Source organism: Pseudomonas sp. GW821-FHT01A09 (assembly GCF_058986725.1).
On record NZ_JBYSWB010000027.1, the window covers coordinates 65577 to 87298 of the forward strand.

Below are 21722 nucleotides of genomic sequence, written 5' to 3' on the forward strand. Positions count from 1 at the left end.
CCCCGAAAAAATTCGCTTCACCACGTAACTACAGTGTGGCGACCCTTTTCGGGGGCAAGCCCCCTCGCTACAGGCTAAGCGCCAGCGCTGAACCAATGCTGCCAGGCCAGGCGCACGGTCAGTGCCAGCACTACGCTGATGAACACCGGGCGAATGAATTTCGCCCCGCCGCCGATGGCCGTGCGTGCACCGAAAAACGCCCCGATCATCACGCAGGCGCCCATGCACAGGCCGATCAGCCAGTCCACCTGGCCATTGATGACGAACACCATCAGCGCCGCGGCATTGCTGACGAAGTTCATGCTGCGTGCCACGCCGCTGGCCTTGACCAGGTCGATGGGATAGAGCAGCAGCGTGCTTACGGTCCAGAACGCGCCAGTGCCGGGGCCTGCCACGCCGTCATAGAAACCCAGCGTGAGGCCCTGAGGCGTTTGCCATTTTTTGCGGATCGGCACGTCGACGTCCAGCGGCGCCTTGGGCGTGCCGCCGAACAGCAGGTACAGGCCGCAGCCGAAGACGATCACCGGGAGCATCTTGTTCAGCCATTCGGCGGGCAGGTAGTGAGCGACCACGGCGCCTACCAGTGCGCCGATCGCCGTGCAGACCAAGGCGTGGACCCATTGCCGCGGATGGAACAGCTTGCGCCGGTAGAAGGTGAAACCCGCAGTGGCCGAGCCGAAGGTCGAGCTGAGCTTGTTGGTGCCCAAGACCAGGTGCGGTGGCAGCCCGGCGGTGAGCAAGGCGGGTGTGGTCAGCAAGCCGCCACCGCCGGCGATGGCATCGATGAATCCGGCCACGAAGGCCACGGCCGCGAGAATCCCGAGGGTGGTGAGGCTGACGCTGAGTTCGAGGGGCATGGTGGGCAACTTGCTGGGCAGGGATGCGCGGCAAAGCCACCGCGCTGAAGGCCGGCATTGTACCGACTGTTCCAGCCGAACACGATCCTGTAGCGGGGGGGCTTGCCCCCGAAATTGGCGACACAATACCTGCATCCCGGCACGCCCGATCGGGGGCAAGCCCCCTCGCTACAGCGCGGCAGCCGGGGGAATCGCCATTGACGGTGCGTCAGGCCAGAAACCCGCCGTCGACATTGATCGCCGTGCCCGTGGTATAGCTCGACGCATCGCTGGCCAGATACAGCACCGCCCCGGCCATCTCGTCGGGCTTGGCCACCCGTTTGAGTGGGATCTGCACCATGGCGGTCTTGAGGATCGCCTCGTTGTTCACCAGAGCGGAGGCGAAGCGCGTATCGGTGATCCCCGGCAACAGCGCATTGCAGCGAATGCCCAGGGGCGCGCACTCCTTGGCGAACACCTTGGTCATGTTGATCACCGCCGCCTTGGTGATCGAATACACGCCCTGAAAATGCCCCGGCGTGACGCCGTTGATCGACGCCACGTTGATGATGCTGCCACCGCCATGCCCGCGCATCAGCTTGCCGGCGGCCACCGACATGAAGAAGTAGCCGCGGATATTCACGTCCAGGGTCTTCTGGAAAGCGCTCAGGTCGGTGTCCAGCACATGCCCGAATTGCGGGTTGGTCGCGGCGTTGTTGACCAGGATATCCAGGCGTCCGAACTGCTCGGCGATGGCGGCGAATACCGCTTCGATCTGGGCCATTTCGCCGATGTGACAGGCTATTGCCGTGGCCTTGCCACCGTCGGCGACGATCGCGTCCGCCACCGCCTGGCAACCGTCGAGCCTGCGGCTCGAAACGATCACGTGGGCGCCTTGCTGCGCCAGCAGGTGAGCGATGGCTTCGCCGATACCGCGGCTGGCGCCGGAAACGAAGGCGATCTTGCCGTCGAGGTCGAACAGGGTGGTCTTGGTCACTGTCGGTGTCCTTCAAAGAGTGGAGGGCTCAGAGCCGCGACTGCTCGATCACCTGCAGGCTCATGCGTTCGAGCACGCCGTTCATGTGGATGAACGGCGCGAAACGCGGATCGGCGGTTTGCCCGTGATAGAAGCGGAAGTAGATCTGCTGGATGATCCCGGCCAGGCGGAACAAGCCATAGACCCGATAGAAGTCCATGTTGCTCACCGCGATGCCGGCGCGCTGCGCGTAGTACGCCACGAACGCCTCGCGGTCGAGCATGCCCGGGGCGTTGCTGGGTTGGCGGCGCATCCGTTGCACGGCCGGTGGATCGTCCGCTTCGATCCAGTAGGCCAGCGAGTTGCCCAGGTCCATCAGCGGATCGCCCAGGGTCGCCAGTTCCCAGTCCAGCACGCCGATGATGCGCAGCGGGTCGGCGGGGTCGAGGATCACATTGTCGAAGCGGTAATCGTTGTGCAGCAAGCTGGCGCGGCCGCTGTCCGCTGGCTGTTTGTCGCGCAGCCAGGTTTTTACCGCGTCCCAGGCCGGTGCGTCAGGGGTACGGGCCTGGTCGTAGCGCTCGCTCCAGCCGCTGACCTGGCGCTGCACGTATCCCTCAGGCTTGCCCAGATCGCCGAGACCGCAGGCGACATAGTCGACCTGATGCAGCTCCACCAGCCGGTCGATAAAGCTTTCGCACAGGCGGCGGGTACGTTGAGGGTCGAAATTCAGTTCCGCCGGCAGATCGGTGCGCAGGATGACGCCCTGGATCCGTTCCATCACATAGAACTCGGCACCGATGATGCTTTCGTCGGTACAGTGCAGCCAGGCCTGCGGGCCATAGACGAACGCGGGGCGCAAGGCGTTGAGGATGCGGAACTCGCGGCCCATGTCATGGGCGCTGCGGGCCTTGTGGCCAAAGGGCGGACGTCGGAGCACCAGCTCGCGCCGTGGGTACTGGATCAGGTAGGTGAGATTGGAGGCTCCCGCGGGGAACTGGCGCAGCGTCGGGGTGCCCTGCAGGTCGGGCAGGTGAGCCTTGAGCCAGGCGTCGATACGCGCGCCGTCGAGTGCTTCGCCCGGGCGTATATCGGTGGCGGTGTCGGTAAGGGCCATGGCAATACCTTCGTTTTGAAGGCTAATCTAGAACGCCAGCGGGGGAGGGGCAAGCTTGGCGGGGTGTTATTGCCGAGGGTGTTGCGCAGGGATCAGCGAACCTGATCCGGGAGGCCGATCCCTGTAGCGAGGGGGCTTGCCCCCGATTGCGCCGTGTCAGCTCCACAGATGGCGCTGAACCGGCGTATTCGGGGGCAAGCCCCCTCGCTACAGGGGCGAGCCTTAGTTCAGGCCCAGCTTGCCGCGCAGAGTCGACAGGTCTTCAGCCAGGGTATTGACCGGGCCGATGAGGGCCTTGCGGTCAGCTTCCTTGACCTTGTCATAGGTCTCGTAGCCGCCGTCCTTGGTCTTGTACTTGGCCAGGATCTTGTCGACCGTGGCGAAGTTCTTGTCGACCTTGGCAATGAACGCCTTGTCGGTCTTCTCGACTTGTGGACGGAACAGGTCGACGATTTTCTTCGCGCCGTCGACGTTGCCCTGGAAGTCATACAGGTCGGTGTGGCTGTAACGGTCTTCTTCGCCGGACACTTTGGTGGCCGCGACTTCTTCCATCAGCGCCGCCGCGCCGCCAACGACTTTCTCTGGTGGGAAGGTCAGGCCGGCGATGCGGGTCTGCAGATCCTTGACGTCCTTGAGCAGGCCAGCGGTCAGATCTTTGGTGCCGTCAGTGGTCTTCTTGTCCCAGAGGATGTACTCCAGACGGTGGAAACCAGTGAAGTCATCAGCGTCAACGCCTTTTTCGTGGTCATCGACACGGGAGTCGATCGAGCCATCCAGATCGCTGAACAGCTCGGCAATCGGCTCGATCGATTCGTAGTGCACGCGGGTTGGCGCGTACAGCTTCTTGGCGGTGGCCAGGTCGCCCTTGTTGATGGCATCGGTGAAGGCCTGAGTCTGGGTTACCAGTTGGTCAACTTGCTCGGTCACATAGATCTTGTAATCAGAGATAGGTGCGACCAGATCCAGAGTGGCCGGGGCGGCGGCGAACGCCGAGAACGGAGTGCTCAGCATACCCAGGGTCATCAACAGCGCCAGCGGTGTCTTTTTCATGGAAGTTCTCATACGAAATATTAAGGGTCAGGCCACGGTTTTTGTATGCGAAGCAGCAAGCAGCGACTGACCGATGAAGTCCTTGTCGCTTTTCACGCCGGGCAGAGTGAAGAAGTACCCGCCGCCGATCGGCTTGAGGTACTCCTCCAGGGGCTCGCCGTTAAGGCGGGTCTGCACGGTGATGAATCCTTTTTCCAGGTCGGCCTGGTAGCAGATGAACAGCAGCCCCATGTCGAGCTGGCCATTCTTGTTGACGCCGTTGGAATAGTTGAACGGGCGACGCAGGATCAAGTTGGCCTGCGATTGCGGGGTGCGCGGGTTGGCCAGGCGGATGTGCGCGTCGAGCTTGGTGATCTTGCCTTCCGGGTCCTTGGCGTAGTCGGGGACGTCGGTCTCGACCTTGCCGTCCATGGGCGCGCCGGTGGGCTTCTTGCGCCCGAAGATGCTTTCCTGCTCCTGCAGCGGGGTACGATCCCAGCGCTCGACCAGGTTGCGGATGACCCGCACCGCCTGATAGCTGCCGTTGGCGGCCCAGGCCGGTTCGTCGCTGCCCGGTTGCACCCACACCAGAGCGTTCATGGCCTTGGCGTCGTTGGAATCCGGGTTGGCCGAGCCATCGCGGAAACCCAGGAAATTACGCGCGCTCTCGGCGGGCTGGCCGGGCTTGAGCGGCGGCTGCGAGGGCACCGTGCCCTCCTGCTTCCAGCGTACGAACAGCAGGTCGGGCAGGTTCTTGACGATGTCACGCAGCGCATGGATGTTGGTGTCTGGCGTGTTGGAGCAGAACTGCAGGGTCATGTCGCCGTGGCAGAAGCTCTCTTCCAGGCCGTCGTTGGGGAAGCCGACCATCTGGCTCAGGCGCTTGGGTTTGACCGCCGCCAAACCGAAACGCTCGTCGAACAGCGAGTTGCCGACCGACACGGTAATGGTCAGGTTGTCCGGGTTGATCACCGGGCCAAGGATGCCGGAATCCAGCGGCGGCAGCTTGGGGTCGATCTCGGCGACCGGGCCGCCTTTCATCAGGAAGCGGATGCGCGCGTCCAGGGTGCGGAACAGCCGTTCGAGGTCTTCGCGGTCCTGGGCCAGCACGTCGAAGGACACCATCATGCCGGCGGCAGGGCGCGGGGTGACGATGCCGGATTGATGCAGGCCTTCATAGGCATGCACGTCCGCAGTCTTGTCGCTGTGCGGCGCTTCGGTGACCTTGGCTTCAGCGGCCATGGCCGGGCAGGTCAGGGCGCTGCCGGCGAGGGCGGCACCGGCAGCGCCCAGGCCCATGAGGACCTTACGGCGTTGTAGCGAGTGGGGGGCGTTGTCTGAATCGCTCATCGAATGTCGTCTACGTGGTTACTGGCCGGTCAGGCCAAGGGCAGGAGAAATTCCATCGAGTGCATCGGCCAGGGCCTTGGCACGGTCGGCAATCTGCTTGCGCTGCGAAGCGTCGACCTTGTCGTACGAGATGAAGGCGTCCTGGTCCTTGAAGCCGTTGAGCTCCACATCCAGGTCGTTGGCCGCGGTGTCGATGCTCGCCAGTACCTGCGGGCCGGACTTGGTCAGCAGCGGACGCAGCAGGTCGACGACCTTGCGGGTGCCTTCGAGGTTGGCGGCGAAGCCGTTGAGGTCGCTGTGGCTGTAACGCTCTTCTTCGCCGCTGGTGCGGGTCTCGGCCAGGCTGCGAATGTTGCGCGAAATGATGGTGATCAACTGCTCGGGCGGCAGTTGCTGAGCCAGCAGTTCCTGCTTCAGACGGGTGACATCGGCCAGCAGTTTTTGCGCGACCGGGGTCAGGCCATCGACGCTGTTCTTGGCGAACAGGCCGTATTCCAGGCGGTGGAAGCCGCTGAAACCTGGGTCTTGCTCGCGTTTTTCGTAATAGTCGGCGCGGGCTTCGATGGCGTTGTTCAACTCGGCCATGCGTTGCGCGGCGGGGGCGATGTGCTGATAGACAGTGCGGGCCGGCACGTAGAGCGCCTGCGCCTGAGCGACGTCGCCCAATGCGATGGCGGCGTTGAGGGCATCCACGGCCTTGATCAGGGCGCTGCCCTGCATGCTCAGGTACACACGGTACTCGGACAGCGCTCCAACGAAATTGACCAGCGAAGGCTTGGCCTTGGCGAGTGCGTCGGATTCCGCCGTGGCAGTCACGTGCAGGGTGCCACGCGGGTTGCTCAGCAGGCCGCAGGTGATGGCGTAGTCGCCTGGCTGCAGATTGGCATTGATGATGGAGCTGAGGCCCGGCACGATGTTTTCACGCTCTTCGACCACCAGCACGCCGTCGAGAATCTCCCATTCCACCGCACGGTCCGAGGCATTGACGATCTTGAAGCGCGTCTTGCCCGCCGGCACCGTCAGCGAGTTCGGTTCGCAGCTCTTCGGGTGGATGGTGACGGTGATCTCGCCTTCGCTATTGGCCGCGCGTTTGCTCGACGCGGACTTGGAGGCGTAATAGAACAGGCCGCCGGCAGCGATCATGAGGATGACCGAACCGGCCACCGCCACGCGAATCAGGCGCGGTGGCAGGGGGGATGCTGGGTTGGACATGGTGGGCCTTATTGATGCGAAACAGAGGGTTTGTTGGCAGAAACGGCGACGCGCCTGGGCGCCGGCATGAAGAACAGCACCAAGGCCACGGTCATGAAGATCAGGTAGGCGCCCAAAACGCTTACGGTCGGGGCGTCCTGATAACCGAACATGCCGGACAGGACCGAGCCGACCGGGCCGTCCATCGGCAGGATGGCGCTGATGTCGAAGACCACGTCCTGCAGGGAATTCCACACGCCCGCTTCATGCAGCGAACGCACCGAATTGGAGAGAATGCCGCCGGCGACGAACAGAATGAACAGACTGGTCCAGCGGAAGAACGCGCCGAGGTTCAAGCGCATGCTGCCGTTGTAAAGCGCCAGACCGACGATCACTGCGCAGATCAGACCCAGCAGGGCCCCCAGGGGCGCCGAAGCGCCGGTGCTCTGCTGGAACACGGCCAGCAGGAAGAACACTGTTTCGAGCCCTTCGCGGGCGACCGAGAAGAACACCATGCCGATCAATGCGTAGACCTGGTTCTGGGAACCGGCCAGCGCTTGATCGAGGGAGGCGTGCAGCGAGTGCTTGATCGAGTGGGACACCTTGCGCATCCAAGTGACCATGGTGCACAGAAAAATCACCGCGACGATGCCGATCACGCTTTCGAACAGTTCCTGCTGGCGCTGCGGGAATTCCGCGCTGACCAGTTCCAGGCCACCGCCCACCAGCAGCGACAGGGCCACGGCGAGAAACACGCCGACCCACACGGCAGGCATCCATTGGCCGCGGCCGGTCTGCTTCAGGTAACTGGCGATGATGCCGACGACCAAGGCGGCTTCAATACCTTCGCGCAGCATGATTAGGAACGGAACGAGCATCGAACACCAGGAGATAGTAATAAGGATGCTAACTTGTAACATAATGAGACTCATTATTGAACACTCGCCACCATTTTTCATCTGCCGAACGCCGCCTTTGCTGCCTGCAGAAGGGTTATTGGTCAATTGAGCCGACAACGCTATTGCTGCGCGGATGAAGCCGCCTTAGACTGCCGCCCCTCATAAATGAGTGCCGGCTGGCGCTTGGAGATTGCCGCATGCCGAGGGCCTGCCCTCGACACGCACCACGATTCGCCTGAATGCACGTATTTTTTATAGAGAAATCAATGACAAAGGAAAAGTTGCTGGCCATGCCGGCTGATGACTACATGAATGCCGAGCAACTGGCCTACTTCACGGAGCTGTTGCAGGCCATGAAGGTCGAGACCCATGAGCGCATCGAGCAGAGCCGTGTAGCTATCGAGAGCCTGGACACGCCGGCCGATCCTGCCGATGCCGCTTCGGTAGAAGAAGAGCGCCACTGGCTGGTCAATGTGATCGATCGCGACCAGCGCCTGCTTCCGCAACTGGAAATGGCCCTTGGGCGCATTGCCGATGACAGCTTCGGCTGGTGCGACGACAGCGGCGAGCCGATCGGTCTCAAGCGCCTGCTGATCAGCCCGACCACCAAGTACTGCATCGAAGCTCAAGAGCGCCACGAACAGATCGATCGACACCAGCGTCAGGCTTGAGGCCGCGCTGAGTCATAGTCTAGCGATCACCACCGGAGCGGATATCCTCTGTCCTCCTCCTGCTTATCGGCGTGTTGCAAATGCCGTTGCCTGAGTACAGGCAACGGTAGATAATGGCTATATGATGGCCTGGCGCTGATCACAGTCGCTCAATACAACGCCGACCCTGCCGATAACCTTTCAAGTCCATCGGCACTGCGCCATGCATCGCGCGCTCGCACACCCATTGTTGCGTCAGCGGTAATGCTGCTGTGCTGCAAGGTGCTGTTTCCTCAGGGAATATCTCTCTATCATGGACGTATCGTTAGCTAGCTATGAAATCTCGGGAGGGAGGTCATGCAGTGCAAGATCGATATTGCCGTGATGATCGGCAGCGGGGTGCCTCAGGCCCTGCGCAACCAAGGCCACAAGGTGTGCTGGGTGGTACTCGTCAATGGCGAGCAGCGCGGAACTGCGTTTGGCAGTCGGGTCGAGGCTGAGGAATGCCGTAGCGCCTGGCGGACCATGTTCGGCTTGCTTGAAAGCATCGAGGAGCAGGCCGCCGTTGACGGCGAGCTCGACGATATCGGGGTGGGCACCGCGCTCAAGCGTTAGGCGTTTCGATACCCAGGTCGCAGGGCGACCCAGGTTTACTGCTGCGGGGTTTCGTGAAGGCGTACGTTGAGTTCGTCGACCGTCATTGCCCAATCGGCGTCTTCACGCAGTTGTTCCTTGAGAAAGGCCGCCTGGGCTGGTGACCAAAAGTCTGCATCGACCAGTTTCACGTCGTCACTGAGCTGATGACTGGCAATGAAGGCGTCGATGCTCTCGGGGTCGCTTTCCAGATTGAGTTGCTGGAACAGAGTGCCCAGATCGTTGTTTTGCAGTTCCATGTCGACTCCTCGGCAGGCTATGCCGCAGATGGTTGATTGTGTCGCTGTTGTGGGATTGGAACTACGCTAAGCGCCAGAGTTCTCTTGAATATGCGTTTGTTCGTCCGGCTCGCCAGTTTCCAGCTGCCGGGCCAGCGCGCAGGCATCGGCGTGCTGGCGGCGATAGCCGATGACCCGGTTGGTGGCGGTTTCCACGACATGATAGAACGCCTTCCCGGCAGGGATCACCCGATACGCGGGCAGCCCCGGACCAGGGCCCTTGGCGACCGTTGGATAGTGGGCGTAAAGGGCGGATGGCGAATCCCGTTCCGGGGTTGGACGGTGGTTTTTGTAGGTTTCTGGCATGGTTGTGCGCACTCCATATTCAGGCTGGGCAATCAGATAGAGGTGGCCGCCAGACGAGAGGGGCAGCCATGGGTTTATCTATCTCATGTTTTTCGGGTGCTGAATGTCGGAAAATTCTTTTCTACTTGCAGTATTCTGCCGAAAATTCTGACAGAGGCTTCGGCCTGCTGTAGGAAAGTTCTGAGCAGCCGGTTTTATGTCGAGACGTTGCGCAGGCGGTAATCGAAGCTTCATTTCCTTTAATCTTCATCGGTTGGCCCTTGGGGTCAGTTGTGTCCGCTGTGGCGCGCGAACCGGCGATCGAGCCGCTTCGCAGAGCGACGGTTTTTCATCTGGGGAGACCTTTCATTGGCAGTAAGTAATCTGGATATGCACGCCCTTTTCGTACTGGGCGATTTGCGCGCTAAGTTGGTCAAGCAGTTTCAATCGCGTTTTGTCTATGTCACCGAGCAGACCGCCGAAGGCCTTTATATGGCTGAAATCGATACGCAGACCGCTTTGGTGGTCGATGACAAACAGCGACTCGAACTCAAGGTAGGCGATCACTTTCGCGCTGCGGTATTGCCGAGCCGTGAAGGTGGCAAGTTCGAGATCAAGTTCCGCGATATCAAGCTGACGGTCTATGGTCTGGGCGAATACGCCTTCGTCGATAGCGCCGAGGGTCATGGCATCGTGTTCAAGGAAGGGCAGACCGTGGTCATGGTGTTCGCCGCGCACGAGCAGTTGCAGCTCGGCCTGGCCAAGACGCTCAAGGCGGCCTCGAGCAAGGCGGCGAAGTGGCGCAAGGGTGAGCTGACGTTCAAGCCCAGCGAGTAAGCGTGCCGTGGCAATCTATTCGGCAAACTCAAAGGTGGCTCGCCTGAAGGAACCTCGTCTACAGTCTGTGGACTGAATGAATGCCCACCGACATTCGAGGAAGACGAGCATGAAAGGACTACGCACGCTGCTGGCCGCTGCGCTGATCGCCCTGGTCACTCAGGCACCCGCGCAGGCCGCTTCGGCCCCCGTGCATTTTGCCGACCTTAACTGGGAGAGCGGCAGCCTGATCACCGAGATCCTGCGGGTGATCGTCGAAAAGGGCTATGAGCTGCCGACCGACACCTTGCCTGGCACCACCATCACCCTGGAAACGGCCCTGGCGAAAAACGACATCCAGGTCATCGGCGAGGAATGGGCTGGCCGCAGCCCGGTGTGGGTCAAGGCCGAGGCCGATGGCAAGGTCAAGGGGCTCGGGGATATCGTCGTCGGCGCCACTGAAGGCTGGTGGGTGCCGGAGTACGTGATCAAGGGCGATGCAGCCCGAGGTATCAAGCCGCTGGCGCCGGATCTGCACAGTGTCAGCGATCTGCCGCGCTACAAGGATGTGTTCAAGGACCCGGAGGCACCGGACAAGGGCCGGTTTCTCAACAGCCCGATCGGCTGGACCTCTGAAGTGGTCAACGCGCAGAAGCTCAAGGCTTATGGTTTGACCGACACCTACAATAATTTCCGCAGCGGTTCCGGCGCAGCCCTGGATGCCGAGGTCGCCTCGTCCATACGTCGTGGCAAGCCGGTGCTGTTCTACTACTGGTCGCCGACGCCATTGCTTGGGCGCTACAAGTTGATTCAGCTGGAAGAACCGCCTTTCGATGCCGAGGCGTGGAAGACCCTCACCGACGCCGACAATCCCAATCCCAAGCCAACTCGCTCACTGGCCTCCAAGCTGTCGATCGGCGTGTCAGTGCCATTCGAGCAGCAATATCCGCAGATCGCCGCGGTCTTCACCAAGGTGCAGATCCCCATCGATCCGCTGAACAAAGCGCTGGCGGATATGAGCGAGCATCATCGTCAGCCTCGCGAGGCGGCGGAGAGCTTCATGCGCGAGCAGCCGGCATTGTGGCGTGCCTGGTTGCCCGCTGAGGTCGCCGACAAGGTGGCCGCGGCGCTCAAATAGTGTTCAGGCGCCCCCGGATGAATCGCGGCTGCTGATTTCCTCTGGCACTTGCTCCTTGGCCATGCGCTTGCGAAACAGGGCGGCTCTGGCCAGCAGCAAGGTGGTGATCGGCATCGTGATTGCCAGCAGGATCGGAATCAGCAGCGCGTGCAGTACCAGGCTGTGCTTGAGTGCTGAAAAGTACAGGATCGAGGCCAGGGCCACGCACCATACCCCCAGGGTGGAGGCCAGGGCGGGCGGATGCATGCGTTGAAAGAAATCCTTCAGGCGCAGCAACCCCAGCGCCCCACTGAGGGCGAACAGACTGCTCGCCACCAGCAGGGCGGCAGTGAGTACTTCGACCCACATCGGCAGCGAGATGACGTCGGTCATTCGATCACTTCTCCACGTAACAGGAATTTGGCCAGGGCGAACGAGCCGACGAAGCCGAACAGGGCGATCAGCAAGGCGGCCTCGAAGTAGGTGTCACTGGCATAGCGAATCCCCAATACCAGCATCATCAGCATCGCCAACACGTACAGATAATCCAGGGCCAGTACCCGGTCCTGTGCCGAGGGGCCGCGAAACAGCCTGATCAGCGTAAGCAGCATGGCCAGTGCGAACACGCACAGACTTACCAGAATGGCGTGGTCGAGCAGCGGGCTCATTGGAAGATCTCCATCAGCGGGCGTTCGTAGGTGGCCTTGAAATGGGCGATGAAGCGCGCTTCATCCTCGAGGTCGAAGACATGCATCAGCAACAGGCTGCGGTCCAGCGCCAGTTCGGACCAGACGGTGCCGGGGATGACGGTGCAGACTATCGACAGTGTCGCCAGCCCGGCCGGGTCGCGCAGGTCCAGCGGCACTTTGACGAACACCGAGCGCGGTGGACGTCGGCCGAGGTTCCAGACCTGCCAGCCGACCTGCAGGTTGGACACCACCAGGTCCATACCCACCCGGGCCAACAGACGCAGCACGGTAAAGGGCCGGCGGATATGGGGATGGGAGGGGCGCAAGGGCGCCATCAGCAGCGGCGCCAGGATGCCGAACAACACGCCAAGCAATACTTGCCCAGCGCTCAGCGACAAATTCAGCAACAGCCAGAGCAGCAGCAAGGCGACAGAGAGCAGGGGCGCGGGAAACAGGCGCTTCATGGCGTTTCTCCCGTGCGTGCTGCTGTGGTGGCGAGCGGGCCTGGGCGCGCCTTGCTGCCCAGCACCGCCTCGACATAGCGAGACGAATGGTCAAGCTCGGCGGCAGTGTCCTGGGTGTAACGCAACACTGGTTCGGCCTTGAGCGTCATGACCACCGACAACGCCAGCAAGATGACGATGGGAATGCATTCGTTGCGTCGCAGCAGGGGCGAGGGGCGATCCTGTGGCGTCCAGAAACGCTGGATGGCGAGCCGGGTCAAGCCCATCAGCGAGGCCAGCCCCGACACCACCAGCAAGGCAATGAACAGCCAGCCTGCGATCGACGGCGCCTGGCCGGGAACGTCCAGGCCATGGGGATTGAACAGCGCACTGATCAGGTTGAGCTTGCCGATGAAGCCGGACAAGGGTGGCATGCCAACGATCAACAGCACGCAGGCGATAAAGCTCAGGCCCAGGAAGGCCATGGTCCAGGGGATGACCTGACCGACAACGGCCTTCTGCTCATCGTCCAGGTTAATGCCCTTGGGCGGGTGCAAGGACTCCTGAGCACGGGGCAGGGCGTCACTGTCGTCTTCCATGGCGATATCGTTGGCCGAGCGTGAACGCTCGATCAGTTCGGCCAGCAAAAACAGTGCGCACAACGCCAGCGTCGAGCTCACCAGATAGAACAGCGCCGCTCCCATGAGTCGTTGCTGGCCGAAGCCGATAGCGGCGAGCAAGGTACCCGCCGAGACCAGGATGCTCAGGCTGGCCATGCGCTCCAGGCGTTGCGCCGCCAGGATCGACACCGCCGCGCAGGCAATGGTCGCCAGTCCGCCAATGACCAGCCACTCGCCGCCAAAATGCGCGGAGGCGCCGGCCTCGTCGGAAAACAGCAGTGTCCATAACCGCAGCACCGTGTACAGGCCGACCTTGGTCATGATCGCGAACAAGGCGGCCACCGGCGCGCTGGCGCTGGAATAGGCAGGCAGCAGCCAGAAGTTCAGTGGCCACATGCCCGCCTTGGCGAGGAACGCCGTGGCCAGAATCGCCGCACCCGCATGCAGCAAGCCGCGGTCTGCGGCGGCCACCTGAGGGATCTTGATCGCCAGATCGGCCATGTTCAGGGTGCCGGTGACGCCGTATATCATCGCCGCGCCGATCAGGAACAACGACGAGGCCAGCAGATTGATCGCGATGTAGTGCATGCCGGCCGATACCCGAGCGCGCCCCGAACCGTGCAGCATCAAACCGTAGGAAGCCGCCAGCAGTACTTCGAAGAACACGAACAGGTTGAATAGATCGCCGGTCAGGAAGGCACCGTACAAGCCCATCAACTGGATCTGGAACATCGCATGAAAGCTCGAGCCGGCGCGGTCCCAGCGGGCCATGGCGAACAGCAGCGCACAGCTGGCGATGATCCCGGTGAGAACCATCATCAACGCGGCCAGGCGGTCGGCCACCAGCACGATGCCGAAGGGCGCCTCCCAGTTGCCGGGCAGGTAGACACCGATCGAGCTGCTGCCGTGCTGTACCTGCGCCATCAGCAGCACTGCCGTGAGCAGGCCCGCGAGAGTCGACAGCAGGTTGATCCGCGCCTTCAGCGGTCGGTGTTTCTCGCCGAGCAGCATCATCACTGCCGCAGTCAGCAACGGCAGCAGGATGGGCAGGATGATCAGGGTTGGCATTGCAGTCATTCCTGAGGCTCCCGACCGTCGACGTGGTCGGTGCCGGTCAAGCCTCGCGAGGCCAGCAGTACCACCAGGAACAATGCCGTCATGGCGAAGCTGATGACGATGGCGGTGAGCACCAGCGCCTGCGGCAGCGGATCGGTGTAGTGCAGGAGGTCCTGGGGGACGCCGTCCTTGACGATCGGCTCGCGGCCGATGAACAGGCTGCCCATGCTGAAAATGAACAGATTGACTCCATAGGACAGCAGGCACAGGCCCATGACCACCTGGAAGGTCCGCGGGCGCAGGATCAGCCAGACGCCTGACGCGGCCAGGACGCCAATGGCGATTGCGATGACTTCTTCCATCAGGCGACTCCTTTCGGTGCAACGGAACGCGGCAGGCTCGACGGCCGATGACTGCGCACCGACTGGTGCGCCAGGGCGGTCAGAATCAACAGCGTCGAGCCGACCACCACGGTATAGACGCCGATGTCGAAGAACAGCGCGCTGGCCACGTGCAGGTCACCCAACAGTGGCAGATGCAGGTGGGCGGTGTGGGTGGTCAGGAATGGATAGCCGAAATACAACGAACCGATACCCGTCGCCGCAGCGCACAGCAGCCCGGTACCGAGCCAGCGCAAGGGGCGCAGGCTCATGCGCGCCTCGACCCACTGCGTACCCGCCACCATGTACTGCAGAATGAACGCCACCGACATCACCAGCCCGGCCACGAAGCCGCCACCGGGCTGGTTGTGGCCGCGCATGAACAGGTACATGGAAATCACCAGCGCTATCGGCAGCAGCAGGCGCACCAGCAGCGCCGGTACCATCATGAAGCCCAGTGCGGTGTCGCTGGCGCTGCGCGGGTTGATCAAGTCGGTGACCACATCGGGCGCCAGCAGCCGCTGTTGCGCGGGCAACTGCATGCTCTCCTTTGGCGGGCGGAACCGCCGCAGCAGGGCGAAGACGACCAGAGAGACCACCGCCAGCACGGTGATTTCACCCAGCGTATCGAGGCCGCGGAAATCCACCAGCATGACGTTCACCACGTTGGTGCCGCCACCTTCGGGAAGCGCCTGGCGTAGGTAGAAAGACGAGATGTGGTTGGGCGTAGGGCGAGTCAGCATGGCGTACGACAGCAACGCCATGCCGCCACCTGCCAGTCCGGCCAGCAACAGGTCGCGCACTCGGCGCACCCGCGCCTTGCCTTGCCGGGCTAGGGTCGGCGGGACATTTTCAATGCGCCTTGGCAGCCAGCGCAAGCCCAGCAGGATCAGCACGGTGGTGACCACTTCGACCACCAACTGAGTTAATGCCAGGTCCGGGGCCGAAAACCACACGAAAGTAATGCAGGTCATCAAGCCGCAGACACTGACCATGGTCAGCGCCGCCAGCCGGTGATACTTGGCTTGCCAGGCGGCGCCCAGGGCACAGGCGATCGCGATCAGCCACAACGTAACGAATACACCGGAGCCCGGAATCTTCGGTCGAGAGCCCCAGCTCAGCCCGCTGTCGAGCATCGGCAGCAAAGCCGCCAGCAAGGCTACCGCTACGAGCATGAACAGTTGCGTCTGCAGGCGGCGAGTGCTGATGCGCCGCTCCAGCCGCCGCGCGCCGCGCATCAGACTGACCAGCAAGCGCTCGAACAGGCGTCTGCCGCTCAGGCGGCCAATCAATGGCGTACGGTCGAGGTGGCCGCGCTTGAAGGGTTTGCGCAGCAGCAGGTAGATCAGGATGCCCGCCGACATGGCGATGAGGCTCATGATCATCGGCGCATTCAGCCCGTGCCAGATGGCCAGGCTGTATTCGGGTAGGGTATCGCCCACCACCGGCTGCGCGGCGGTCGCCAGTATGGCGCCCACCGAGAGCGCGGGCAGCACGCCGACCACCAGGCAGGCCAGCACCAGCAGTTCCACCGGCACACGCATCCAGCGCGGGGGTTCGTGAGGGGTGTGCGGCAGGTCGGTGGCTGGCGGGCCGAAAAACACGTCGACGGTAAAACGCAGTGAGTACACCACGCTGAAGGTGCCCGCCAGGGTCGCGATCACCGGCAGGGCGTATTCGACCCAGGCGGTGGCGCTGATGAACACGGTTTCGGCGAAGAACATCTCTTTGGACAGGAAGCCGTTCATCAGCGGCACCCCGGCCATGGCGGCGCTGGCGACCATGGCCAGCGTTGCGGTGAATGGCATCAGCCGGAACAGTCCGCTGAGGCGGCGGATATCACGGGTGCCACTTTCGTGGTCGATGATGCCGGCGGCCATGAACAGCGAGGCTTTGAAGGTCGCGTGGTTGAGAATGTGGAATACCGCGGCCACTGCTGCCAGCGGGCTGTTGAGCCCCAGCAGCAGGGTGATCAGCCCCAGATGGCTGATGGTCGAGTAGGCCAGCAGGCCCTTGAGATCGGTCTGGAACATCGCGCAATAGGCGCCAAGCAATAGAGTGCAGGCACCGGCGCCGCCGACCATCCAGAACCACTGCTCGCTGCCGGACAGTGCCGGCCACAGCCGAGCCAGCAGAAAAACCCCGGCCTTGACCATGGTCGCCGAGTGCAGATAGGCGGAAACCGGGGTCGGCGCCGCCATCGCATGGGGCAGCCAGAAGTGGAAGGGGAATTGCGCGCTCTTGCTCAGGGCGCCCAGCAGCACCAAGGTCAGCATGACAGGGTAGAGATGGCTGGCGCGGATCTGCTCGCCAGCGGCCAGCACCTGATCCAGATCATAGCTGCCGACGATATGCCCCAGCAGCAACGCGCCCACCAAGAGGCAAAGGCCGCCGGCGCCGGTGACCGTCAAGGCCATGTAGGCGCCGCGGCGGGCATCGCTGCGATGGTGCCAATAGCCGATCAACAGGAACGAGAACAGGCTGGTCAGTTCCCAGAAGAACACGATCTGGATCAGGTTGCCGGAAATCACCAGGCCCAGCATCGCCCCCATGAATGCCAGAAAAAAGGCGAAAAAGCGCGGTACCGGATCCTGCGGCGACATGTAGTAGCGGGCATAGATCGATACCAGCGTGCCGATGCCCAGCACCAGCAGCGAAAACAGCCAGGCGAAACCGTCCAGACGCAGCACCAGGTTGATCCCCAGGCTTGGCAGCCAGGTGAACTCTTCGCGCAGCACTCCGCCATTGGCGATATGCGGATACAGCAGCGCAACCTGCACGGTGCCGATCAAGGCGATCAGCCCGGCGAGCAGAGATTCGGCGTTACGCGCGTTATGGGGCAGCAGGGCCGCCACGCAACTGCCCAGGAAGGGCAAAAGCAGTAGAACTATCAAAGACATAGGATTCATCTGCAAAAGGATGCCAGCGATCATACGTGGCAGGGGCCCGATCACCAACTCGCCGAGGCCTTAAACGGGGCTTCGAGCCGGTCCATGGCGTGGGTTTTGTATAACAAGGTTTTACAAAGTTCGATCCATTACCACCATAGCTGGCGCCTGAAGATTGCGAGGCCCAGTTGGATGACGATTTCGGTTCGAGGCTGAGCGAGCCGTGCCATCGCCCCTATATGCGACCGGTTTATCCAACCTAGCGCGGTGCCATTACTGGTCGATAACCACTATCACGTCAGATGATTTTTTCAGCGCACGGCGTGACGGTAGCCTGTGCGCATTCCGTCACACCTCTGATCTTTCAACAGGCGCAGGGAGGCCCGCATGCCGCTTTCACTCTTATTGGTCATCTTTTTCACCATTGCCCTGCTGACCGGCTAGTCACCGGCGCAACGGTTGCTCAAGCTTCGAGCCTGCTTCATGATCGACGGCCTGGTTCTTTATAAAGACGGCACGCCGCAGTCGCAGGAGATTCTTATGAGCACAACCTCTGCAAACGATGCCCGGGTGCCCGCGCGCCTGGCACAGGTCCGTGAAGTCATGGCGGGCCAAGGCGTCAGCGCCCTGCTGGTGCCATCGGCAGACCCTCATCTTTCCGAATACCTGCCACGTTACTGGCAAGGGCGGCGCTGGCTGTCCGGCTTCCATGGGTCGGTCGGCACTCTCGTGGTCACGGCCGATTTCGCCGGACTCTGGGTCGACAGCCGTTACTGGGAGCAGGCCGAAAAGGAACTTGCCGGTACCGGTATCGCCTTGATGAAGCTCATGAGCGGCCAACCCGGCGCGCTCGAATGGCTGCCTGAGAACGTGGCGCAAGGCGCCACGGTGGCGGTCGATGGTGCGGTCATGGCGTTGGCCGCCGCGCGCAGTCTCAATGACAAGCTGGCGGCGCGTGGCGCTTCGTTGCGCACCGATCTCGACCTGTTGAGTGATGTGTGGCTCGACCGCCCCGCGTTGCCGGTCGCTGAAGTGTTCGAGCATGCGCCTCCCTTCGCCAGTGAGCATCGGCAACTGCGCCTTTCGCGCCTGCGTGATGCGCTGCGGGACAAGGGCGCAGACTGGCATTTCCTCGCCACGCTGGACGACATCGCCTGGTTGTTCAATCTGCGTGGTGCCGACGTTTCCTACAACCCGGTGTTCCTTGCTTTTGCGTTGGTGGGGGAGGGCGTGGCCCGGCTTTACGTGGCGGCCGGCAAGATCGCCGAACCGCTGCGGGCCAGCTTGCTGGAGCAAGGCGTGGAGATTCGCGACTACGCCGATATCAGTGCCGACCTCGAGGCGGTTCCTGCGCAGGCCAGCGTATTGCTTGATCCGGCCAAGGTCACGGTAGGCCTGACTCGCCACTTGCAGGCCAGTGTACGGTTGATCGAAGGCATCAATCCAACCACCTTGTTCAAGTCGCGCAAGAACGAGGTGGAGGCTGCCCATGTGCGGCAGGCGATGGAGCAGGATGGCGCGGCCTTGTGCGAGTTCTTCAGTTGGCTGGAGTCGGCGCTGGGCGAGCAGACCATTACCGAGGTCACCATCGACGAGCAACTGACCGCCGCCCGTGCGCGGCGGCCGGACTATATCAGCGCCAGCTTCGCCACCATCGCAGCGTTCAACGCCAATGGCGCCATGCCGCACTACCGTGCTACGCCGGCGTCCCATGCAACGCTCGAAGGCGACGGCTTGCTGTTGATCGATTCCGGCGGTCAGTACCTGGGGGGCACTACCGATATCACCCGCATGGTACCGATCGGCTCGCCCACCGAGGAGCAGCGCCGCGATTGCACGCGGGTGCTCAAGGGCATGATCGCCTTGTCGCGGGCGCGGTTTCCGCGGGGCATCGCTTCGCCGCTGCTGGACGCGATCGCCCGAGCGCCGATCTGGGCCGACAACGTCGACTACGGTCACGGCACTGGCCATGGCGTTGGCTATTTCCTCAATGTGCATGAAGGTCCCCAGGTCATCGCCTATCAGGCCGCACCCGGTCCGCAGACGGCGATGCAGCAAGGCATGATCACCTCCGTGGAGCCGGGCACCTATCGGCCGGGGCTGTGGGGTGTGCGTATCGAGAACCTGGTGTTGACCCAAGAGGCGGGCAAGAGCGAGTTTGGCGACTTTCTGCGTTTTGAAACCTTGACCCTGTGCCCGATCGACACCCGTTGCCTGTTGCGAGACGAGTTGTCCAGGGAGGAACGCCTGTGGCTGGACGATTATCACGCCGAAGTTCGCCAGCGCCTGACGCCCTTGTTGTCCGGGGCGGCGCTGGAGTGGATGAAGGCGCGGACCGAGCGCTTCTAAGAGCGCATCAGTCGGCCGCCAGGGTGGTGGCCGGCTCTTTCTGCGAGGTCAGGGTGGTGCCCACCGAGGCGACGATGATGGCGATGATCGCCAGCCACTGGGTCAAGGTCAGTACCTCGCTGAGGAACAGAAAGCCCGCCAGCGCGCCGGCCACGGGTTCGATGCTCATGAGGATGCTGAACGTGCGTGCCGGCATGCGGGTCAGGGCCAGCATTTCCAGGGTATAAGGGATGGCAGTCGACAGGATCGCGACGCCAATCCCGATAGGCAGCAGTGGCAGGCTGAACAGCGCCGAGCCCGCATGCACGATACCCACCGGCACGACGAAGATCGCGGCCACCACTACACCCAGTACGGCGCCTTGCACGCCATGGTCATCCCCAGCCTTTTTGCCGAAGATGATATAGGCCGCCCAGCAGGCGCCGGCGCCTAGGGCGTAGGCCATGCCCACTGGGTCGAGACTGGTCTGCGAATCCATCGCCGGCATCAGCAGGACCAGGCCGATGACCGCCAGGGCAATCCAGACAAAATCGATGGCACGGCGTGAGGCGAACAATGCCACCGCCAGCGGCCCGGTAAATTCGAGTGCCACCGCAATGCCCAGCGGCACGGTGCGAATGGCCAGGTAATAAAGAAGGTTCATGAAGCCAAGGGCCATTCCGTAGAACAGGATGTTGCGCAGGCTACGCAAGGTCCATTGGCTGCGCCATGGCTTGAAGATCACCAGCAGGATGATGCTGGAAAAGATCAGGCGCAAGGCGGTAGCGCCCTGGGCTCCGACCACTGGAAACAACCCCTTCGCCAAGGAGGCACCGGATTGGATGGTCGCCATGGCGATCAATAACAGACCGATCGGATAAAGCGTGGATGCGAGGCTACGACTTGTTGTGGTCATGAGGGCTGGTGCTTATATAAAGAGGCAGTAGGCAAGCTTGAACCGACCATAATGCTCAAGCTTGCGCGGATGGGCAATGACAGCACTCTGGAAGCCGTAGCACGCCGCCGTCCATAAGCGGGCGGAAAAGGCGGCTGCGGGGTCATTTTGCTATGTTTTGCCGCTTTCGCAAAAAGAGGTTGACGCGGGTTTGAATCTCTCTATAATTCGCCCCACTTCCGGCGCAGTCGGAACTTGAAACTCCTTGTTAATCAATGAGTTACAGGTTTCAGATAGCGAGGCAGGGCTTCGATGAAGCAGATCGAAAGCGGTGAAAAAGGTGGTTGACAGCGGTTTCAAACGCTGTAGAATTCGCCTCCCGCTAACGAGAGATCGAAGCGAGTCAAGTGGTTGAAGTTGTTCAGGTTTCCAGTGAAATACTTCAAAATAAACGCTTGACAAGATGTGAGGCTAGCGTAGAATGCGCGCCTCGGTTGAGACGAAAGAATCAACCCACCGCTCTTTAACAACTGAATCAAGCAATTCGTGTGGGTGCTTGTGAGCTCAGACTGATAGTCAGCAGATTATCAGCATCATAAGTTACTCCGCGAGAAATCAAAGATGTAACCAACGATTGCTGAGCCAAGTTTATAAGGTTTTCTCAAAACCTAATTGCAGTATTGAACTGAAGAGTTTGATCATGGCTCAGATTGAACGCTGGCGGCAGGCCTAACACATGCAAGTCGAGCGGATGAGAAGAGCTTGCTCTTCGATTCAGCGGCGGACGGGTGAGTAATGCCTAGGAATCTGCCTGGTAGTGGGGGACAACGTTTCGAAAGGAACGCTAATACCGCATACGTCCTACGGGAGAAAGCAGGGGACCTTCGGGCCTTGCGCTATCAGATGAGCCTAGGTCGGATTAGCTAGTTGGTGAGGTAATGGCTCACCAAGGCGACGATCCGTAACTGGTCTGAGAGGATGATCAGTCACACTGGAACTGAGACACGGTCCAGACTCCTACGGGAGGCAGCAGTGGGGAATATTGGACAATGGGCGAAAGCCTGATCCAGCCATGCCGCGTGTGTGAAGAAGGTCTTCGGATTGTAAAGCACTTTAAGTTGGGAGGAAGGGTTGTTTCCTAATACGAAGCAATTTTGACGTTACCGACAGAATAAGCACCGGCTAACTCTGTGCCAGCAGCCGCGGTAATACAGAGGGTGCAAGC

At 61.7% G+C, this 21722-nt stretch carries 21 protein-coding genes and 1 rRNA gene; 6 read left to right on the forward strand and 16 right to left on the reverse strand.

Annotation, left to right across the window (positions count from 1 at the left end; genetic code table 11):
- Positions 1–74: 74 nt before the first annotated feature.
- The 7 genes from AC3WJP_RS23785 to efeU form a co-directional block, all read right to left on the reverse strand.
- Complete coding sequence (locus AC3WJP_RS23785; protein WP_493723342.1) at positions 75–857, reverse strand: TSUP family transporter; 783 nt, start codon at positions 855–857, stop codon at positions 75–77.
- Positions 858–1065: 208 nt separating this feature from the next.
- Entirely contained in the window at positions 1066–1833 is a 768-nt protein-coding gene (locus AC3WJP_RS23790; protein ID WP_493723343.1) for an SDR family oxidoreductase, read from the reverse strand.
- Between the two features lie 28 nt (positions 1834–1861).
- Entirely contained in the window at positions 1862–2929 is a 1068-nt protein-coding gene (locus tag AC3WJP_RS23795; protein ID WP_493723344.1) for a phosphotransferase family protein, read from the reverse strand.
- Between the two features lie 222 nt (positions 2930–3151).
- The gene (gene efeO, locus AC3WJP_RS23800; RefSeq protein WP_493723345.1) at positions 3152–3979 is read right to left on the reverse strand and encodes an iron uptake system protein EfeO; all 828 of its coding nucleotides are present in this window, start codon (positions 3977–3979) and stop codon (positions 3152–3154) included.
- 27 nt (positions 3980–4006) lie between these two features.
- The gene (gene efeB / locus AC3WJP_RS23805) at positions 4007–5308 is read right to left on the reverse strand and encodes an iron uptake transporter deferrochelatase/peroxidase subunit (protein ID WP_493723346.1); all 1302 of its coding nucleotides are present in this window, start codon (positions 5306–5308) and stop codon (positions 4007–4009) included.
- An 18-nt stretch (positions 5309–5326) separates the two neighbouring features.
- Positions 5327–6520: an iron uptake system protein EfeO gene (gene efeO, locus AC3WJP_RS23810; protein ID WP_493723347.1), complete on the reverse strand. Its 1194-nt coding sequence runs from the start codon at positions 6518–6520 to the stop codon at positions 5327–5329.
- An 8-nt stretch (positions 6521–6528) separates the two neighbouring features.
- Positions 6529–7377 (reverse strand): iron uptake transporter permease EfeU, encoded by an 849-nt coding sequence (efeU, locus tag AC3WJP_RS23815; RefSeq protein WP_493723348.1) that lies wholly within the window; start codon positions 7375–7377, stop codon positions 6529–6531.
- 287 nt (positions 7378–7664) lie between these two features.
- On the opposite strand from efeU, the gene AC3WJP_RS23820 reads away from it, so the two are divergent.
- Together AC3WJP_RS23820 and AC3WJP_RS23825 are read left to right on the forward strand one after the other, a co-directional pair.
- Positions 7665–8069, forward strand: coding sequence for a TraR/DksA family transcriptional regulator (locus tag AC3WJP_RS23820; RefSeq protein WP_493723349.1), 405 nt, complete (start codon positions 7665–7667; stop codon positions 8067–8069).
- A gap of 336 nt (positions 8070–8405) precedes the next feature.
- Positions 8406–8663, forward strand: a complete 258-nt coding sequence (locus tag AC3WJP_RS23825) for a hypothetical protein (RefSeq protein WP_493723350.1) — start codon at positions 8406–8408, stop codon at positions 8661–8663.
- A 35-nt stretch (positions 8664–8698) separates the two neighbouring features.
- Here the strand turns inward: AC3WJP_RS23825 and AC3WJP_RS23830 are convergent, their stop codons facing one another.
- Both AC3WJP_RS23830 and AC3WJP_RS23835 read right to left on the reverse strand, forming a co-directional pair.
- On the reverse strand, positions 8699–8941 hold the full coding sequence (locus AC3WJP_RS23830) for a DUF2789 domain-containing protein (protein ID WP_493723351.1): 243 nt from the start codon (positions 8939–8941) through the stop codon (positions 8699–8701).
- A 66-nt stretch (positions 8942–9007) separates the two neighbouring features.
- Positions 9008–9286, reverse strand: coding sequence for a hypothetical protein (locus AC3WJP_RS23835; RefSeq protein WP_493723352.1), 279 nt, complete (start codon positions 9284–9286; stop codon positions 9008–9010).
- 348 nt (positions 9287–9634) lie between these two features.
- Between AC3WJP_RS23835 and AC3WJP_RS23840 the strand changes: the two genes are divergently transcribed.
- Together AC3WJP_RS23840 and AC3WJP_RS23845 are read left to right on the forward strand one after the other, a co-directional pair.
- Complete coding sequence (locus AC3WJP_RS23840; RefSeq protein WP_493723353.1) at positions 9635–10102, forward strand: hypothetical protein; 468 nt, start codon at positions 9635–9637, stop codon at positions 10100–10102.
- A 109-nt stretch (positions 10103–10211) separates the two neighbouring features.
- Positions 10212–11219 (forward strand): ABC transporter substrate-binding protein, encoded by a 1008-nt coding sequence (locus AC3WJP_RS23845; RefSeq protein WP_493723354.1) that lies wholly within the window; start codon positions 10212–10214, stop codon positions 11217–11219.
- A gap of 3 nt (positions 11220–11222) precedes the next feature.
- On the opposite strand, the gene AC3WJP_RS23850 is transcribed toward AC3WJP_RS23845, so the two are convergent.
- The 6 genes from AC3WJP_RS23850 to AC3WJP_RS23875 are packed head-to-tail and all read right to left on the reverse strand — an operon-like array spanning position 11223 to position 17286.
- Positions 11223–11591, reverse strand: a complete 369-nt coding sequence (locus tag AC3WJP_RS23850) for a Na+/H+ antiporter subunit G (RefSeq protein ID WP_493723355.1) — start codon at positions 11589–11591, stop codon at positions 11223–11225.
- On the reverse strand, positions 11588–11866 hold the full coding sequence (locus tag AC3WJP_RS23855; RefSeq protein ID WP_493723356.1) for a K+/H+ antiporter subunit F: 279 nt from the start codon (positions 11864–11866) through the stop codon (positions 11588–11590). Before AC3WJP_RS23855 ends, AC3WJP_RS23850 begins: the two co-directional genes overlap by 4 nt.
- On the reverse strand, positions 11863–12351 hold the full coding sequence (locus tag AC3WJP_RS23860) for a Na+/H+ antiporter subunit E (protein ID WP_493723357.1): 489 nt from the start codon (positions 12349–12351) through the stop codon (positions 11863–11865). Before AC3WJP_RS23860 ends, AC3WJP_RS23855 begins: the two co-directional genes overlap by 4 nt.
- Positions 12348–14027 carry a monovalent cation/H+ antiporter subunit D gene (locus AC3WJP_RS23865; protein ID WP_493723358.1) on the reverse strand — a complete coding sequence of 560 codons (1680 nt, stop codon included), beginning with the start codon at positions 14025–14027 and terminating at the stop codon, positions 12348–12350. The genes AC3WJP_RS23860 and AC3WJP_RS23865 overlap by 4 nt, the downstream gene beginning before the upstream one ends.
- Complete coding sequence (locus AC3WJP_RS23870) at positions 14024–14368, reverse strand: Na+/H+ antiporter subunit C (RefSeq protein WP_493723359.1); 345 nt, start codon at positions 14366–14368, stop codon at positions 14024–14026. Before AC3WJP_RS23870 ends, AC3WJP_RS23865 begins: the two co-directional genes overlap by 4 nt.
- Positions 14368–17286, reverse strand: coding sequence for a monovalent cation/H+ antiporter subunit A (locus AC3WJP_RS23875; protein ID WP_493723360.1), 2919 nt, complete (start codon positions 17284–17286; stop codon positions 14368–14370). Before AC3WJP_RS23875 ends, AC3WJP_RS23870 begins: the two co-directional genes overlap by 1 nt.
- Before the next feature lie 528 nt (positions 17287–17814).
- On the opposite strand from AC3WJP_RS23875, the gene AC3WJP_RS23880 reads away from it, so the two are divergent.
- Positions 17815–19623 (forward strand): aminopeptidase P family protein, encoded by a 1809-nt coding sequence (locus AC3WJP_RS23880; RefSeq protein ID WP_493723361.1) that lies wholly within the window; start codon positions 17815–17817, stop codon positions 19621–19623.
- Positions 19624–19630: 7 nt separating this feature from the next.
- Here the strand turns inward: AC3WJP_RS23880 and rhtA are convergent, their stop codons facing one another.
- A complete protein-coding gene (gene rhtA / locus AC3WJP_RS23885; RefSeq protein ID WP_493723362.1) occupies positions 19631–20518 on the reverse strand; it encodes a threonine/homoserine exporter RhtA in 888 nt (295 codons plus the stop codon).
- A 661-nt stretch (positions 20519–21179) separates the two neighbouring features.
- Here rhtA and AC3WJP_RS23890 point away from each other — a divergent pair.
- Positions 21180–21722: ribosomal RNA gene (locus AC3WJP_RS23890) — 16S ribosomal RNA — on the forward strand; the annotation flags it as partial.

Bases quoted from the DNA above. Each gene is read 5' to 3' on its own strand.
- efeO (WP_493723345.1), bottom strand. From the start codon at position 3,979: ATGAAAAAGACACCGCTGGCGCTGTTGATGACCCTGGGTATGCTGAGC.
- AC3WJP_RS23860 (WP_493723357.1), bottom strand. From the start codon at position 12,351: ATGAAGCGCCTGTTTCCCGCGCCCCTGCTCTCTGTCGCCTTGCTGCTG.
- AC3WJP_RS23875 (WP_493723360.1), bottom strand. From the start codon at position 17,286: ATGTCTTTGATAGTTCTACTGCTTTTGCCCTTCCTGGGCAGTTGCGTG.
- efeO (WP_493723347.1), bottom strand. From the start codon at position 6,520: ATGTCCAACCCAGCATCCCCCCTGCCACCGCGCCTGATTCGCGTGGCG.
- AC3WJP_RS23855 (WP_493723356.1), bottom strand. From the start codon at position 11,866: ATGAGCCCGCTGCTCGACCACGCCATTCTGGTAAGTCTGTGCGTGTTC.
- efeB (WP_493723346.1), bottom strand. From the start codon at position 5,308: ATGAGCGATTCAGACAACGCCCCCCACTCGCTACAACGCCGTAAGGTC.
- rhtA (WP_493723362.1), bottom strand. From the start codon at position 20,518: ATGACCACAACAAGTCGTAGCCTCGCATCCACGCTTTATCCGATCGGT.
- AC3WJP_RS23830 (WP_493723351.1), bottom strand. From the start codon at position 8,941: ATGGAACTGCAAAACAACGATCTGGGCACTCTGTTCCAGCAACTCAAT.
- AC3WJP_RS23865 (WP_493723358.1), bottom strand. From the start codon at position 14,027: ATGACTGCAATGCCAACCCTGATCATCCTGCCCATCCTGCTGCCGTTG.
- AC3WJP_RS23825 (WP_493723350.1), top strand. From the start codon at position 8,406: ATGCAGTGCAAGATCGATATTGCCGTGATGATCGGCAGCGGGGTGCCT.
- AC3WJP_RS23820 (WP_493723349.1), top strand. From the start codon at position 7,665: ATGACAAAGGAAAAGTTGCTGGCCATGCCGGCTGATGACTACATGAAT.
- AC3WJP_RS23880 (WP_493723361.1), top strand. From the start codon at position 17,815: ATGAGCACAACCTCTGCAAACGATGCCCGGGTGCCCGCGCGCCTGGCA.
- AC3WJP_RS23795 (WP_493723344.1), bottom strand. From the start codon at position 2,929: ATGGCCCTTACCGACACCGCCACCGATATACGCCCGGGCGAAGCACTC.
- AC3WJP_RS23835 (WP_493723352.1), bottom strand. From the start codon at position 9,286: ATGCCAGAAACCTACAAAAACCACCGTCCAACCCCGGAACGGGATTCG.
- AC3WJP_RS23845 (WP_493723354.1), top strand. From the start codon at position 10,212: ATGAAAGGACTACGCACGCTGCTGGCCGCTGCGCTGATCGCCCTGGTC.
- efeU (WP_493723348.1), bottom strand. From the start codon at position 7,377: ATGCTCGTTCCGTTCCTAATCATGCTGCGCGAAGGTATTGAAGCCGCC.
- AC3WJP_RS23870 (WP_493723359.1), bottom strand. From the start codon at position 14,368: ATGGAAGAAGTCATCGCAATCGCCATTGGCGTCCTGGCCGCGTCAGGC.
- AC3WJP_RS23785 (WP_493723342.1), bottom strand. From the start codon at position 857: ATGCCCCTCGAACTCAGCGTCAGCCTCACCACCCTCGGGATTCTCGCG.
- AC3WJP_RS23850 (WP_493723355.1), bottom strand. From the start codon at position 11,591: ATGACCGACGTCATCTCGCTGCCGATGTGGGTCGAAGTACTCACTGCC.